Origin of the sequence: Timaviella obliquedivisa GSE-PSE-MK23-08B (assembly GCA_019358855.1) — a bacterium.
Lineage (GTDB): Bacteria > Cyanobacteriota > Cyanobacteriia > Elainellales > Elainellaceae > Timaviella > Timaviella obliquedivisa.
The window spans coordinates 215,215-231,684 of the sequence record JAHHII010000007.1 but is presented as its reverse complement, the minus strand read 5'-3'; the positions used below and the strand labels follow the sequence as shown (position 1 = coordinate 231,684).

Genomic DNA, 16,470 nt, shown 5'->3' with positions numbered 1-16,470 from the left:
GAACAAAGATTATGAACACCTTCCGCAGACCTCAGAGACTCTGATCTATCTGGCGATGATCCGGATTATGGTGAGGCGATTGGCGTAAAATCTGACTTGCCATAACTTTTCAAACATCCTCTAAGGCATGTTGGCTTGAGAGTGCAGAAGCGCCCACTATTCGTTAACTTAGATTTAATCCTCGCTCTTTAAACTTTATGGCAATCCAGCTTAATCTTCGGCAACAACAGGTGTTGGGGGCAACAATACGCCACTATATTGCTACGGCTAAACCTGTGGGGTCAGAAGCATTGCTCGAAGATTTTAATCCTCGGGTCAGTTCTGCCACCATTCGGAATGCGATGGGCTATCTAGAGAAAGAAGGACTGCTCTACCAGCCTCACGTTTCGGCAGGGCGGGTGCCTTCTGACTCGGGCTACCGCATCTATGTCGATCAACTCGTGATTCCATCAGAGGCGATCGCTCGTCAGGTTGATCAGGTACTATCAGCCCAGCTAAATTTGGAAGAGCGCAGCTTTGAGACAGTATTACGGGGAGCCGCCCAAATTCTCTCTACTTTGAGTGGCTATATTACGCTAGTCACTATGCCCCAAGCCAATACTGCCTCCATGCGGCATCTTCAGCTTGTCCAGATTGATCCGGGGCGGGTGATGCTGATTGTCGTGCTCGATTCCTACGAAACTCAGTCGATGCTAGTAGACCTGATGCCCGCACCCGATGATCAAGTCCCCCCTGCCGAGCAGCTTGATCGAGAATTGCAGATTCTTTCTAACTTTTTGAACGATCGACTGAAAGGGCGATCGCTTAGCGAAATTGCCAGACTCGACCAACAGGAATTAGGACAAGAATTCGAGCGCTATCTCAATCTTTTGCGCAAATCGTTGATTGACTTGAGCCAGCGCACTCAAACCTCCTTCTCAACCCAAATTTTAATCAATGGTGTAGCCGAAGTGCTGCGTCGCCAGCCCGAATTTGCAGAACTTCAGCAAGTCCAAACGATTATGCAATTGCTCGAATCTGAGCAAGATCAAATTTTGTCGTTGATTTTTGAAACCGCAGAACCAGGCGGTAAGCGGGTGACAGTCAGAATTGGTGCCGAAAACCCTTTAGAGCCTTTTCGCACCTGTACTCTGGTATCTGCTACCTACCAACGCGGCTCGGTGCCTGTGGGCAGTGTCGGAATGCTGGGGCCCACCCGCATGATGTATGAGAATGCGATCGCGCTAGTCGAAGCCACGGCAGACTATTTATCTGAAACGTTGAGCCAATCTACTTGAAGGCACAATTTCCGTTATCTTAAAAAAGTTGTTTGAGAAGCGCCCAGAATGAGAGAACTTGATCTAAAAAAAACCATTGAACTGCTCAACTTCATTATGGAGTTTGAGCTAGCAGGAGTGGTGCGCTACACCCATTACTCCCTGATGGTAACGGGACCGAATCGGATTCCCATTGTGCAATTTCTTAAAGCCCAAGCCACCGAATCTTTGCTCCACGCCCAGCAAGCTGGCGAAATTATTACCGGACTAGACGACGGACATCCAAGCCTGAAAATTGCTCCAATTGAAGAGAGTCATCAGCATTCTATTAAAGATATTTTGGCGGAAAGTCTGGGGCATGAAAGCAAAGCTCTTAACCTTTATAAAGCTTTACTAGAAGTGGTTGAAGATGCATCGGTTTACCTCGAAGAATTTGCCCGCACAATGATTAGCAATGAAGAAATGCACGCGTTAGAGTTGCGGAAGATGCTACGAGATTTTAGTTAAGGGTGCGAATTCAGGAAAGACTCGCATATCCATATTCTGAGGAAAAAATGGCGATCGATTTTAGTGCAGCCTTACCGACTTTTGTCATTACCCTTCGAGAAGGGGTGGAAGCAGCTTTGGTTGTTGGAATTGTGCTGGCTTATCTTAAAAAAGCCAATCAAACCCGCCTGAATGCTTGGGTCTACGCTGGAATTGGAGTTGGCGTTGGAGCCAGCGTTTTGATTGGGATTTTGTTCAGTGGCATTCTGCTAGCCTTAGCAACTTCCAATCAGCCCTATGCAGGGGTGCTCAAGCCTTTATTGGAAGGGATTTTCTGCACTGTGGCGATCGCCCTCCTGAGTTGGATGTTGGTTTGGATGACCCAGCAAGCACGCTTTCTCAAAGCAGAAGTAGAAGGAGCGATCGGGGCTGCTCTAGAAGGAGCCCAAGGAGGAGGCTGGGGCGTGTTTGGGTTAGTGACGATCGCAGTTTTACGAGAAGGATTCGAGACAGTTTTATTTATTGCTGCTCAATTTCAGCAAGGCTGGATGCCTGTATTAGGCGCTATGGCTGGCTTAATGGGCGCAACAGGCATTGGGTTTCTCCTGTTCCAACTGGGTGTAAAAATCAACCTGCGTCGCTTTTTTCAGGTCATGGGAGTTTTACTGCTGTTGATTGTTTCCGGTTTGGTCGTGACGGCTCTGCGAAAATTTGATGGCGCGATCGCGGTCTTATCGCACGTTGATCCACAGTTTGCTTATCTCTGCTCCAATGCCAGTCCTTCTTGCATTCTAGGGTCGCAAGTGTGGGATGCTAGTGGCGTTCTGCCCGATCGCCAATTTCCAGGGATTTTGCTTAAAGTATTTTTTGGTTATACCCAAAAGCTTTATCTGGTACAGGCGATCGGCTATCTCATGTTTTTAGGAACAGTAGGAGGGCTGTATTTTCGCAGCATTACAGGTTGGTCTCCATTGCCCGCGAAACAGGCGACAGAGACTTAGCTGCATCCCAAATCTCTACGCCGCCTTTGAGTTTTCCGGCAAATAGCCCAGTTCTTTGAGGTAATGAAGAACCTTTTCAGTACTTTCCTCTAGCGTCTCTAAGTCTGTTCTGCATTCAATCTCAGGTGAAAGAGGCGCTTCATACGGATCATCAATGCCAGTAAACTGCTTCAGTTCTCCAGATCGTGCCCTCTTGTAAAGCCCTTTCACATCCCGCTCTTCACAAACCTCCAAGGGAGCATTGACAAAGACTTCTACAAAATCCCCAATTCGTCCCCGCACCTCATCCCGAATCTCGCGGTAAGGTGAAATTGCCGAAACCAACACAATCACGCCATTACGGGTTAATAAATGAGACACAAACCCAATCCGGCGAATGTTTTCGTCTCGGTCTGCTTTGCTAAAGCCCAGCCCTTTCGTCAAGTTTTCCCGCACAATGTCACCATCCAAAACTTCGACTTTGTGCCCCTGGGCGCGCAACACTTGCTCTACCGCCATCCGTATGGTGGTTTTGCCTGCCCCACTTAAACCTGTAAACCAAACTGTCACGCCGCCCATGTTTTTCTCCTATCTATAATAAACGTCCAAACCTGCGCTAGGTTGCCGTATTGATGGTTCACGAGCACATCTTATGACTTGCCCATCTTCCCAAAGATAATGATGTTTTGATCACCACTCTTTCAGCAAACCAGCGTTCTCATCATTGCTCAGTTTATAAAGTTTCGGTCTGTAAAATTTTTGAATTGTTCAATGACTGTTCCTGCTCTAGTAAGGCTTGTGCTGCTGAGCTTGCTAAAAGACCCGTAACATCAAGGGGCTGAATCATGCTCTTCCGTCGCTGCAAATCATAGGTATAAGTTTTGTCGTAATAGTCTAGAACAATATTAAAGGCCTCAGTGATCTGTCCTTGTTGCAGTAACTCAATTGCTTGTTGAGTTCGCAGCCCACCTAAGCGCTTCCGAATTCTCTCAGTTGCAGCGATCAAATCTGCTCGATCCATGACTCCATACAATTGAACGAGAGACGCTAATCGTTCTGAGCGAGGACGGCAAATTTCAATGACCTTTGCTTCTTCCATTTGTTGAAAAAGCGCTTCCGGAATCCGGCAAGTTCCAATTCGTTTACTCTCTGCCTCAATCCAGACAGTCCGCTCAGGGTGAAACTTTGCCCACTGCACTGCAATCAAGTTCTCAAAGTGTTCGGTGGAAGGCTGGGGCGATAGACCGATTCCGCCATAACTGCTACCTCGATGATTGGCTAAATTTTCTAAATCTAAGACCTGTGCGCCTTTCTGGGCTAAAGCAGTAAGAATATCTGTTTTGCAGGTTCCCGTCATGCCACCCAAACTAACTGCATTTTTAGGGATCAAAAATTGGGAGAGTGCCCAGTTGCGAAATGCTTTATACCCACCTACCAATAGGGAAACATTCATGCCTGCCATTTCTAGCACCCAAGCGACTGCTTCGCTTCGCATTCCACCTCGCCAGCAGTAAAGGCGGATAGGGCGATCGCCTGCCAACTGTTTTGCCTCTGCAATAAAACCCGCAAACTTTGACCCCGCGATCGCAAATCCTAGCTCTACTGCGGCATTCCGCCCATTTTGCTTGTAACAAATCCCAACTTGCGATCGTTCATCATTACTAAACAATGGAAAACTTACGGCACCGGGAATATGCCCTTGAGCAAATTCAGATGGACTGCGCACATCCAAGAGAATTCCAGGGGCATTGATAAATGTTTCAACAGTCAGCAAGTGAGGCACTGGGCACAAAAGATATAAGAGAAGCTGAGGAGTTGCAACCCCTCACAGTGCCATCCTACTACTAATAAGCGCCCTTCCTTTGCAGAACGACCTGCACTGTCTGCACTAAAATCTTTAAATCAAGCCACAGTGACCAATTAGCAATGTAGCTAATATCAAGATTGACCGCATCTTCAAAGCTTTCAATGTTAGAGCGTCCAGAAACCTGCCATAGTCCAGTAATTCCAGGAAGCACCTCCTGCCGAATAAAGTGCCTCTCCTCAAATCGTGCTACATCTCTGACAGGCAAAGGACGAGGTCCAACGAAACTCATTTCCCCTAATAAGATATTGAAAAGCTGCGGTAATTCGTCCAAGCTGTAACGCCGTAGAACACTGCCTATTGTGGTAACGCGAGGATCATCTTTAATCTTAAACAAAATGCCATCTTTCATTTCATTTTTAGACTCCAACGTCACCTGAAGCTGATCAGCATTAATCACCATTGTTCGGAACTTCCAAACCTTAAACTTTCGACCATGCAAACCAATTCGAGTTTGTCTAAAAAAGATAGGTCCGCGAGAGTCTAGCTTGATCAATATCGCCAAAACCAAGTAAAGCGGAAACAGCACAACAAACAAGGCTGCCCCACAGCAAAAATCAAGACAGCGCTTAACCCAGTAGTCGCTCCCCACGATCAGTGGAGCAGTGATGGCAGGGGCAGGAACGTTTCCCAACATCTGAAACTCGGATCTAGGAAAAAAAGATTCCCAGTTTGTTGGTAAAATTCGCAGGGTAATTCCAGCCCTTTGGAAGTGCCAACAGAGATACAGCCGCCGATGAATAGCTTGCCAAGAAACAAAGGTTTCAACAACGCCTAAACTTCTCAAGCTCTCAAAAGTTCTCTGCCGATTGGCTCGATCTAAAGCACTCGCATCTGCTGTTTCTACAATGTTGTAGTGGCTCTCTTGTTCAATTAGATGAGAATGTCGATCGCGGTTCTCTATTTCAGAAATGAGAAACACAGAGTAACGAATAGCACCCAGCTTGCGAAGGAAGTGAGTAGTAAAATCTAAGCAAAAACGTCCCGCACTTGTGAATACAGCCGTCAAAAACCAAGATAGTAAAAAAGTTGATCGTGAAATAGTTTGATCTGGCTCGTATAGAAAAGCGATGAGAAGCAGAAGAACTTCAGCAAGGGAAACAGACTTGATTAAGGCTAAATAATCTCGCCGATGATTACCAGCTTTGTACAGCCCGCGTGCGCCCACAATACCAATGATGACTGCCAGAATAAGAGGCAATAATGTGGCACCCTGAGAACTATGAGAGACATGCCAAGGGGAAGCTAAGGGTGTTCCTAACAAGGATGCTAACCACCATGCTGAAGTAATGCCGACTGCATCAGAGATGACCAGGAGGGCGACTCGCAACCACTTGATGACAATTCCTCGTCGGAATCTTGTGATGGAGGGAGAGCGCAGATCTGAACCTAGCGATCGCAAATCAGGCTTTAGTGTCGACAAATAATTGGAAGCCATTGTGACTATGCCCCCTCAAGGTTTTTTTTAACAATTTTTGTTCTGTTAGAAAACGATAAAGTACTGCAATGAAGTGATAGGTCACTTGAACAATTGCCAGAATTATTGTGCTAGAAACAAGTAATTTGCCTGTTAGTTGATAAAAAATAACCTACACACTCTGTTCAAAGACGTTGATATGTTCGCTAATTTTCTTGGAACCAGGATAGTATTTTTTCAAGCATTGAATTGACTTTAACGCTACGACCTCTACTTTCCCCAAAAGCAGAAAACCTAAATATAGAAATCTATAGTTGACTGACCGAAGTTATACTGAGAACCGTGCAATGAATCACACATATTATACCGGATGAATAACGAAGACTCAAGACTAAAATGTGAGGAAAGTAAAGAAAATAAGATTTTACAGATTTCCAAGGCTGTATAAAAAATTAAATTATTGAATGATTATATTCCTGTTCACTCTTTAGAAATCGATAGAGTTTGATCGTATCAGTGACGATCGCATCCCACTGATAACCCAAACGAATGAACTCCTGGGCTCGATTGGCTCGTTCCGCCATGTCCTGAGGATTAGAAATTGCCCAATCCATCTGACTTACAAAAGAATCAAGATTACCCGTTTGGAACATAACGCCGCGATCGTCTCCCACCAACTGTTGATGGGGAGGAATGTCGCTAGCCAACATCGGAATACCTTCTTGCATTGCTTCTAACATCGACAGTGGTAAACCCTCTAATTCAGAAGCTGAGACATATAGACCTGCACCTCGAACAATTTCCGCTAGACGACCTCCCGATAGCTCTCCAGTGAAAACAATATTTGGATTTTTATTGGCAAGAGCTAGCAGATTAGAAGTAAATGACGAAGTATCGCTACTTTTACCGATGAATACAAGCGTCCATCCTGGAGGCTGCAATTTTTGGAAGGCTTGAATCAGCAAATCTGGTGCTTTCTCTGGAACCAACCGTCCTAGATAAATCATGTAGCGTTTGGGTCGTAACCCTAGAGCGGAGCCGAACCGAAAAGCGGGATCAGAAGCCTCGTAAGTGGCTGGCGCGTTAGGGATATAAACGGTTTGCCGCCCATAGGTTTTCCAAAAGTAACCTTGAAGGGGTTGAGAAACAGCAATGATTTCATGGGCGTAGCGAACGGCAGTTTCTTCACCCAGACGAATCAATCGGCTAGAAAATTTTCCCCATTTAACGCGCTGCCAATCTAATCCATGACAAGAAACAACGATCTTTGAGGAGCTTGCAATGCGGGGTAAAAAGCTAAAAAGTGCAGGCCCTAGCGCATGGAAATGAACGATATCATAATGATGAAGGACAGAAGAAATTGCACCAAAGCATGAACTAATCAATGCGTCTGCTCCTCGCTTATTGAGGCAGGGCATGGGAATTACTCTAACGCCGCGATCGTGAAAATGGCGGTACCACGAACGATTAACGTAGGAAGAACGGGCAAATAAGTCAACAGTATGTCCTGCCTCAACAACCCGTGGATACAATTCTGCACAGTAATGCTCAATTCCGCTGGTTGCCGCACCTTGGAATGGCACCCCATGACGAACATCATCATGATCTAGACTAGCAACCTCTTGAGGAATGGGAGGCAGACCCCTTGCACCAATCACAGCAATTTTCATAGATTTTGTTTCTCCGGGTCGCTTGCTGAATCAAGGAATAGGTCGGGATAAAATTAAGAAGTAGCTAGGCTACAGCTGAGGCAGAGGTGCGCTGCTCCCAACGGTGTAACATACTGGCGTAAGTGCTATGAACGACATGCCGAGCACTGTAGGGCTGAACAACTTCGACGCAAGCAGTATAGTGATCTGGATGGTTAAGCACTTGGCGCAGAGCTTGGGCAATGACTTCAGGCGATCGCTCCTCACAAATAATGCCGCTATCAACCGTCAATAGATTGGGAGTTTCGCCACAGCGTGTAGTGACCAAAGGAGTCCCACAAGCCAGAGATTCGAGCGCCACGACAGGCAACCCTTCGTAGATGCTGGTCAAAACACAAACACTAGCAAGACGATGGAGATCAGCCAGCTTTCTTTGCTCTAAGGCTCCTAACAAAGTGACTTGCTGAGCCAAGTTTTGTTCGGCAATGCGGCTCTGAACCTGTTTCATCAAATCTCCGTCTCCTACTACTAATAGATGAACATTAGGTTGGTTCAGCGCCGCGATAGAATCAATCAACAGCAGAGGATCTTTCTGAGGCTGTAGTCGCCCCGCAAAAAGAATGAATTGAGTATCATCTGCAAGCTGGAGTTGACGGGCAAAAGATTGTCGTGCCTGTTCTCGTTCTAGTAATGAGAGCGGGTAAAAAACCTGATCATCAAAAATGTTGCGAATATATCGGATGCGACTGGCAATGTCCGGGTAGCGTTCTTGATAAAGTTTCATCGAGTCAGAATTGCAAGACATAATTTGGTCAAACTGCTTGACGAGTGACTGTTCCAAGAAAAAATAAGCTTGAGGAAATCGTCGCCACGAAATTGCGCTGTGATCGTCATTTGACGACATCTGCTGATAAATATCATTGTGAACAAACAGCGTTTTTTCTCCTGACCAACTCCGAGTGACTAAGGTTGGCTCTATCCGATGAAAATGCATAAAATCAGAGTCTAGCTGACGAGTCATCAAAGCCTGCGTATAGCGAACAGAGGTTGGGACTCGCTGTTTGATGTTGTCATTCTCTAAAAAGAGGAGTGGCATAAACAATAGCTCACGTCCTTCTAATTCTTTGACATGCCATTTCCCGATCGCCAGGTCAGATGAGGCAGTGGTTCCTACAAAGCGCAACGCAAACTCAGGGGGCGCATACTTAAGAAAATAGCGGACGATCGATTGAATGCCCCCAATGGTTGGATTCCAGGGGTCAAACTGATAAAAAATGGTGATAACGGGCTTGCGCATGGCGTTTAGAATCTAGGACTGAATGCGGCTTATTCCCTGGTCACCCTGGAAAGAAGGATGACAGCAGTTCACTATAAAAAAGCGTTATAGATAACTATTGGTAAAACTGGAAACAGGGTTCTGGCAGCCTAGCTAACAACTTAATGAGTCAGAGTACTTGCTAAATCCTTTGAACAGTGATGAACATCATCGCTACCATTTTTCATCAATAGACTCTGCAAACAAACTGGACTACGTAAATATACGACTATTTATAGCTTGATAACGGTCAAGATCATAACAATAAGAGAAACATTCAGCAAGTAATTCTCATGACATAGTATCAGACATGATTTGTTTAACAGTTTTGACAGCAACAGACCAATTCAAGCGCGCTTCGTATTCTTGGAAAGATGACAGTGCCAATTCTTGATATCTCGAAAAATTGATGAATAAACTGAGTATGTAATCACAGTAATCAGCCGCATGAGACTGCAAGGAAAAAGTCTTCCCATTCAAATCATTTTTAATGAGAGTGGGAATGCCGCCGACATCAGTTGTGAGGCAAGGCAAAGCAAAGGAATTTGCTTCACCAAAAACCATAGGCGTGCAGTCACTTCTAGAGGGGAGAATCAGAAAATGTGATTCAGCAAGTAAGTCATTAATTTTTTGAGTGCCTGCGGCTGTAGATTTATCAATGAAACCCAGGGAATGAACGTAGCTGGGAATAGGTTGCTCTGAAGGAGGATGGCATCCCACGACTGTTAAAGTGGTCTCTAATCCAGCTTGATTGAGCATCTTGGCAACATCCAAGGCAAGGCTGCCTCCTTTACGAACCCAATCCACTCCTAGAAGCAGTAGCTTACATTGGTTGGAAGGTCGAGTATAAACAATATTTTTAATTTTGTCGTAATCTCGATGGGAGCCAGTCAGATTTGCGCCGTAAGGCACAACTTTGACTTTAGAGGGATTGAGGTTGTAGTGCTCTACAGCAGTTTTGGCAGCCCAATCTGATGAGAAAATTGCGACACGGCAGCGATCTAGAGCCGCTTGCTCACTATTATGTCCATCTTTTAATGATTCTTGGGAGAGGTTACAAAAGTCGGGATAGAAGTTGACTAGACCTGCAAAGGTTGCGTCTGCCCAAAGGGTAATGGGCTGTTGGCAGTCAAGATAACAAATGGGTGTAGGAATAGGCGCAAGGACGGCATTCGCAGAGGTTGCGATGAGTTTTTTAGAGACTTGGTTTGCTAGATCTTGGGCAACCCGTTTGTTTCGTTCTAAAAAGTAGTTTTGCTTTAAGATATGCCGATAAAAGCGCCACTTGAGTCCGGTCAGTTGTCGATTTTCTGTGAGTGGACCAATATAATCGACTCCGACTCCTTGTTCTTGAAATTCCTGAGCCATAAAATAGGCTGTTCCGCCTCCCCAGCTTTTAATCTGTTGGGCGTTGTAGGTTGTAACGTAAGCAACTCTTATAGCCATATGTAAGATGCATTTAAGGGATAAGGGTTTCAGAGGATCGTCAAATTCTTTGTAATATTCGGTTCTTTGTAATATTCGGGTTCAAGATCCCGTTAAACTCTGCGGTGAGGACACTGGTCGAAGGCTTGAGCGATCGCATACCAAGCAGGTTTCCGATTCATTTGGTCATCTAGGGGTAACGGGCGAACCGACAAACCATCTAAGCGAGGTTCTTGCTGAGCGAGCCAGGTATAGCGATCGCTGATGCCCCAAGTGTTGACAAAAAAAACTGCGGGTTCGTCTAGAACGACATCAAGATAATCTTTATACACGCTGGCAACTTGGCGATCGCGATCGGTGGTATCAGCAGGCAGCAGGCGATCAATCACATCTAACTCACTGATCATAATTTTCAAACCCAAACTTGCAACATCACGAAGAAAGCGACGAAGTTTATCGGGGTTGAAATTTTCAGGATATCCCTTCAGATGAGATTGCAATCCAAAGATATGGATAGGCACGCCTTTGGATGTCAATCGTTCCAGCAGTTGGAGCGCCGCATCTCGCTTTGCCTCATTTAGGGGTAAGTTATACTCTTGTCCTCCGTCGTTATACGCCAATAAGGCTTGGGGATCAGCTTGAGCCGCAGTCCAAAACGCTAGATCAATGTAATCGGAACCCAGCCATTTGAACCAAGGACGCAGTGCTAGTCCATCGCTTCGTCCATCCTCAGGTTCGATCGCCTCGTTGACCACATCCCAAACCCAGACTTTGCCAGCATAACGACCGACGACAGTAGAAATGTGATTGAACAAGAGTTCTTCAACCTGACTAACCGTTGTCCCAGAATCTATCAACTTAGCGTCTAACCACTCAGGATTAAGCAGATGCCAAATCAAAGGATGACCTCGAACCAGTAAATTACGATCAAGAGCGAATTCAACAAATTGATCAATGACTGAAAAATCAAAGCTATTTTCCGTCGGGCGAATCAGCGCCCAAAACGTTTCGATCGTCATTGCTCCGCACTCTCGCAGAAAGGCTAACAATAGGGCTTGGTCTTGGCTCAGAGAATCGAGTTCTGGACAAGCACCAAAAATCAATCCCTTCTTGAGAGCATGAAGATGGAGAGACGCTTCGACGGACAAATCTCTCGCTAGAGCAGGAGATACAGCAGCCAAAATACTTAAACCCATTAGAAAATCTCGTCGTTGCATGAAATGTTAAAACCTGAGTCAGAGATAGCAACTTTATCGAGAGAGAGAAGCTTTAAGAGAGAGTTCCTTAAATCCAAGATGTCCAGCGCAACGCCCAAGCCCGTTTAAAACCATAGAAAGGAGCCAACAGTAGTGTGATAGCGACCCATAAAGGCCCAATTAAATAAATCCACAGAGTGTTCTGATTTTGCTTGAGGAAACGCTCCAAGGGATATCGTAAATGACGATGCCAGTAGGTCAGGGGAATGCGCTCCTGGACATAGGTGGCATAAATTTTTTCAAGCTCATAGGTGGCTTTAATCCCTGCCAGACTTGACTTATTCTGACCACTCACTGGGGCAATGCTAAGAACTGCATCCGTAGTTTGCCAGCGCACACCAGAGGCATAAAAATAGTTGAATAGTTCAATATCCATTGTGTAATGGTAGTCTTCGTTGACTGGATGCTCTCGATTTAATAATCGGCGGCGGTAGAAGCAGCTAGGCTGGTGAATAGGCACACTAGCGGGCATCAAATTAATTTGTTCTAGGGTGGTTGAGCGAATAAAAACGTGGTCATTGTCAGGTTCCTGAACGATCGTTCCTAGGGGCATGAACCGTTGTAAGAGGTTAAGCCAGAAGCGCGAAGCCTTCAGGGGAATCCCTGGGTTCTCGTCGGTTAGATATTCGATACGACAACGTCCTACGAGAACATCAATTTCAGGATCACTCGTAAAAATTTTGCCAATTGTGTGGAGGGCATTGGGTGCCAGGAGATCATCACTACATAGCCAATTCACAATGTCGCCTGTACAGCAAGCAAAGCCCTTGTTAATAGCATGGGATTGACCGCGATCGGGTTCGCTGATCCATTTAGTCAGATGAGATTCAAACTGCCGAATGATGCTAATACTGTCATCCGTCGAACCTCCATCTATCACAATAATCTCCAGATTAGGATAGTTTTGGTCGAGCAAGCTTTGCAAGGTTTGACCAATGGTTAGACCCCCTTGATGGTTGGGCACCACAATAGAGATGCTAGGTAGTTCTAACGGTTCAGGTTTGCTTAGATGACGTTGTTGCAGAGAATGCATATCTTTCAATCCTTAAATGTTGTGTGAAGTTGTATAGAATGCTTCAATACTGGGCTTGCAATAGGTCATCCAACTTTATTTAGCAATGACTTCGACGAGAGCGATGAGGGGATAATTTGATTTCTTCTCTCAGCTAGCCAGGACTTATTCTGGTGATCTAAGAATTGCTCTCGTAGGGCTGTTGAATAAGCCCAGGCAACATAAACAATCCAGAGATAATCTTGATACAAAATGATTCTGCCCTCCGTGACGTTATTGAACAAGAAAATTACGATAAACAGAAATCCCCAAAAATCTTCGGCAGAACGATTGATCAAGGTCAGTTTAATGACTCGGATGAGGAATGTGAAAATGCTGAGAAAAAATAGAGTTAGACCCACGAAGCCAAATTGTAGGAACTGGTCAACTAAACCGTTGTGAGCATGGAAGAGAATGGAGCGATCTCTGAAGTAAGGATCTCTGACTGCCCAGGAATGAAAGATGACGATATCTGAAGCGTCGGAACTCCAAAACCCGTTATAGCCAAATCCTAGAATAGGGTGTTCCATTCCCTTGGCGATCGCCAAGGTCCACAAGGGTACTCGCCCCGTTAACTCTGGGTCTTTGCCCATGTAATCAACCACGATGGTCTGAAAATTCATGACGATAGTCATTGCGATCACACCAAACAAGGTGAGCGCCGAAAGTAGAAGAAAAGTCCTCAATGCGCCTTGCTGTTTCACAACTTGATACAACGGGATAAAAACCAAGGACAGCAGCAGCAGGGACATCCCTGTTTTGCTATCGGATAGCACAATGAGTAGAAAGGCTGTCCCAAGACCCAAACCCGCCAGCCAACGGTTGCTTCTGGGATCAATGAAATGGGTAATAAAAATTGAGGCTGACAAACCCATGTAAGCGCCTAGACCTTGCTTATGGGTAAAAATTCCTTTCCAAACCAGCGCCCCATCATAATTGTGTAAACCATAGGCAGGAATAAACAGAGCCATGAAAATGCTAAGAATCATAGAAATTCCAGCCGTCCAAGCCAACAGCCGCAGTAAATCTCTGGGACTATATCGCAGCGCGAGATAGATGCCAAAGATGGTTCCACGGAGTAAAAACTTAAGTTCAGATAAAGTGCTAGAAGGGTTAACAGACCACGTGAATGATAGAACGGCGAGGAGACACAGCGACAATAGAATCCAATCGCTAAAAGCAACGTAGATTATTCGTCTCCAGCTTTTGACAAAAATGCTAAAAATAAATGTGTAAATAATTAAGCTAACTGATAGTTCAACAATGCGGGGCTGAGAGCGCATCGTTGGAATAATCGTCAGTAGACCTATGGATAGAACAACTTCTAGCTTTTTTAGAAAAGAGTTGATTTGATAGGATTGAGAGTTCAAGCTACCGCTCCGTTTTTCTAAACGAACTGTTAGACAGATTTCCGTTGCTCGCGGCTAACAATTCTTGATAAAGAGATTGATATCGGTGAGCTTGAAGTTCGAGATTAAAGGCGAGTTCTATTTTGGCTCTGGCACGTTGAGAGAGATTTTGTGTACGGTCTTTGTCGCCTAAAACCCAGGCAATACCCGTTGCTAGGTCTTCCACACTGAAGGGTTGTACGAGGTAACCATTAACCTGATGCTCGATCATATCGGGAATGCCGCCCAGATTAAAACCAATGCAGGGAGAACCACAGCTCATTGCCTCCAGAATGACGTTAGGTAAATTGTCTTGGAGGGAAGGGACTGCGACAGCGTCGATCGCTGAGTAGGTGACCGCCAGAGAGAGATCATCACTGAGCTTGCCCAGATAGTGGACTTTAAATCCTAGATCTTGGGGTCGTTCCGGCGAAGATGCCCCTAGCACCACCAGTTCCAGGCGATCGCCCCAGCCAGACTGACTCAGCTTTTGCAAAGCAGGCTGCAACAAATGAAACCCTTTGCGTTGATCACTGGTGGCGTTCATTGCCCCGAATAAAAGCAGGGTTTTATCGGTGGGGAGTTGCAGCAAACTACGGGCAAAATGTTGAGGAATAGGACGATACACTTGCGTATCAAGACCGTAGGGAATCACCTCAATTCGAGCGGTGCTCAACAACGAACTTGAGGCAGCGCTTTTAGCAAGCCACTCACTGGGAGAAACGATCGTTAAGTTGATATCTGACCATGCCTTGTTTTTGGCACGCCAGAGATGGCGGGTAATATCTTGCTCTGAGTGACTGTGCAGTGCTGGACAGGAACCACAGCTTTCTCGATAGCGATCGCAGTCTCCACTGTAATGACAGCCGCCTGTGAAAGTCCACATATCGTGCAGCGTCCACACCAAAGGCTGTCGGATTTGGGCTAAGGTTTGGGGTTGAATGAAGCCAGCCCCAATCCAATGGAGATTAATTACGTCGGGATGAAGGCGATTGATCGGCGTGCGGGCGCGATCGGGCAACCACTGAAGGGAGAAGGGATCTGAGCGTTGCCACTGCCGATAAAGTAGCTTGAGGGGAAGGATATCAAGCGTCATTTTACTCCGCGCGAAGCCCTGCATGAGGCTCACGCTAGGGCCCACCACCGAGCGATCGCCACTAAACTTTTCTTGAACATACATTTGAGACTGAACGCCATTAACTTGCAGCCCTTGATGCAGACGATAAGCGGCTCGCGCGGCACCGCCATTAATATCGTAGGAACTGAGATGGAGAACATTCACAGTAAAAACCTCTAGAGAGACTCAAGGACAAGACAGATTTGAGGAGTGAACCAACAAAACCTCTAAAGCGAAGTGAGTACATCCCGTTTAGATGAAGACTTCAAGAGTTGATCCCACTGCCGTTCTAGCTTCATTTGAGCCCGCTTGAGCAAAGGAGGACGAAACAAAAGCCGATGAGTAATGTCATCAGCCGTTGTGTTTTGCACCACAAAAGGAGGGTGCTGCAAGGGAAATTTCATCGATTGGGTAGGTAAGTTGACGTGAGGATCAGGGCGAGCGTTAGTAAAATGAGTTGAATCTGCTCCGATGCCGATATTGGAAACTAGATTGGCTCTAGGTAGAATACCTGACCCATTTTGCAGCCAGCAGGCTAAAGTCCATTGAAAATCCCAGACAGTGGTGACTTGCCCCTCATATATTTCCTGAAATTTTTGACTCCAATACTTAACGGCATCAGCGTCTTTAAGAATGTCATAGAGAAGATTCTGTTGCTGAACCTCTGGCCAAGCAGCCAGATCAAAATCAAAATGCTGCCAAGCTCGTTTCCAAGTTGCCCACCCCCAGCAATGGTTATAGCGAGAGAAATAGTAGCTGTGGTGAATGTGTGATTGCTCAAGCTGAACATTCTGTCCTGATATGGAAGTGATGCGAGAATCGTGACGATAGCGTTGTAGTAACTCCTCACAAAATCGAAAAAATGTCAGATGAGGAACGCAATCATCCTCCAAAACGATCGCTTCTTCGACCTGACTAAACACCCAATCTAGACCCGTTGGCAACCGCCTGCCGCACCCTAAATTAACGGTTGCGTAGTTTTTGAGGACTTCACAATTCCAATCAATTTGTTCAATAACTGCCTGGGTTTCGGCACACTTTTCGGTTTCTCCTGGGTACTCAGGGCGCGCCCCATCCGCAATAACAAATAATTGAGAAGGTCGAGCGAGTCGGATCATCTCAAGAACTTTAGCGGTTGTCTCTGGGCGTTTAAAGATGATCAAGGCAACTGGCGTTCTTAAAGGAGGATCAAACATTACAATTAACCTCAACAGGTAAGAAGTGTTCTAAAAAAGTTTATTGCGATGGCTCACCAGCATTAAGAGA

15 protein-coding genes are annotated in these 16,470 nt (G+C 45.7%); 4 read left to right on the top strand and 11 right to left on the bottom strand.

Annotated features, from left to right (window positions below; all coding sequences use genetic code 11):
* The 4 genes from KME11_14720 to KME11_14705 all read left to right on the top strand — a co-directional run.
* Nucleotides 1–88, top strand: an 88-nt coding sequence (locus KME11_14720) for a transposase (protein MBW4516461.1), incomplete at its 5' end; no start/stop codon positions are given.
* A 109-nt stretch (nt 89–197) separates the two neighbouring features.
* Nucleotides 198–1,277 carry a heat-inducible transcriptional repressor HrcA gene (gene hrcA, locus KME11_14715; protein ID MBW4516460.1) on the top strand — a complete coding sequence of 360 codons (1,080 nt, stop codon included), beginning with the start codon at nt 198–200 and terminating at the stop codon, nt 1,275–1,277.
* Between the two features lie 48 nt (nt 1,278–1,325).
* Entirely contained in the window at nt 1,326–1,763 is a 438-nt protein-coding gene (locus tag KME11_14710; GenBank protein ID MBW4516459.1) for a bacterioferritin, read from the top strand.
* Between the two features lie 53 nt (nt 1,764–1,816).
* The gene (locus tag KME11_14705) at nt 1,817–2,743 is read left to right on the top strand and encodes an FTR1 family iron permease (GenBank protein ID MBW4516458.1); all 927 of its coding nucleotides are present in this window, start codon (nt 1,817–1,819) and stop codon (nt 2,741–2,743) included.
* Between the two features lie 15 nt (nt 2,744–2,758).
* Here the strand turns inward: KME11_14705 and cysC are convergent, their stop codons facing one another.
* From cysC to KME11_14650, 11 genes are all read right to left on the bottom strand, one after another.
* On the bottom strand, nt 2,759–3,301 hold the full coding sequence (cysC, locus tag KME11_14700; GenBank protein ID MBW4516457.1) for an adenylyl-sulfate kinase: 543 nt from the start codon (nt 3,299–3,301) through the stop codon (nt 2,759–2,761).
* A gap of 154 nt (nt 3,302–3,455) precedes the next feature.
* Nucleotides 3,456–4,505, bottom strand: coding sequence for a tRNA 2-selenouridine(34) synthase MnmH (gene mnmH, locus KME11_14695; GenBank protein MBW4516456.1), 1,050 nt, complete (start codon nt 4,503–4,505; stop codon nt 3,456–3,458).
* 61 nt (nt 4,506–4,566) lie between these two features.
* On the bottom strand, nt 4,567–6,024 hold the full coding sequence (locus KME11_14690) for a sugar transferase (protein MBW4516455.1): 1,458 nt from the start codon (nt 6,022–6,024) through the stop codon (nt 4,567–4,569).
* A 431-nt stretch (nt 6,025–6,455) separates the two neighbouring features.
* Nucleotides 6,456–7,673 (bottom strand): glycosyltransferase family 4 protein, encoded by a 1,218-nt coding sequence (locus tag KME11_14685; protein MBW4516454.1) that lies wholly within the window; start codon nt 7,671–7,673, stop codon nt 6,456–6,458.
* Between the two features lie 64 nt (nt 7,674–7,737).
* On the bottom strand, nt 7,738–8,949 hold the full coding sequence (locus KME11_14680; protein MBW4516453.1) for a glycosyltransferase family 4 protein: 1,212 nt from the start codon (nt 8,947–8,949) through the stop codon (nt 7,738–7,740).
* A 309-nt stretch (nt 8,950–9,258) separates the two neighbouring features.
* A complete protein-coding gene (locus tag KME11_14675; protein MBW4516452.1) occupies nt 9,259–10,407 on the bottom strand; it encodes a glycosyltransferase family 4 protein in 1,149 nt (382 codons plus the stop codon).
* 98 nt (nt 10,408–10,505) lie between these two features.
* Nucleotides 10,506–11,609, bottom strand: coding sequence for an endo-1,4-beta-xylanase (locus KME11_14670; protein MBW4516451.1), 1,104 nt, complete (start codon nt 11,607–11,609; stop codon nt 10,506–10,508).
* A 67-nt stretch (nt 11,610–11,676) separates the two neighbouring features.
* Nucleotides 11,677–12,681 carry a glycosyltransferase gene (locus KME11_14665; protein ID MBW4516450.1) on the bottom strand — a complete coding sequence of 335 codons (1,005 nt, stop codon included), beginning with the start codon at nt 12,679–12,681 and terminating at the stop codon, nt 11,677–11,679.
* Nucleotides 12,682–12,746: 65 nt separating this feature from the next.
* Nucleotides 12,747–14,069 carry an O-antigen ligase family protein gene (locus KME11_14660; GenBank protein ID MBW4516449.1) on the bottom strand — a complete coding sequence of 441 codons (1,323 nt, stop codon included), beginning with the start codon at nt 14,067–14,069 and terminating at the stop codon, nt 12,747–12,749.
* 1 nt (nt 14,070) lies between these two features.
* Nucleotides 14,071–15,369, bottom strand: coding sequence for a glycosyltransferase family 4 protein (locus KME11_14655; protein MBW4516448.1), 1,299 nt, complete (start codon nt 15,367–15,369; stop codon nt 14,071–14,073).
* A 62-nt stretch (nt 15,370–15,431) separates the two neighbouring features.
* Nucleotides 15,432–16,400 (bottom strand): glycosyltransferase family 2 protein, encoded by a 969-nt coding sequence (locus KME11_14650; protein ID MBW4516447.1) that lies wholly within the window; start codon nt 16,398–16,400, stop codon nt 15,432–15,434.
* Nucleotides 16,401–16,470: the final 70 nt, after the last annotated feature.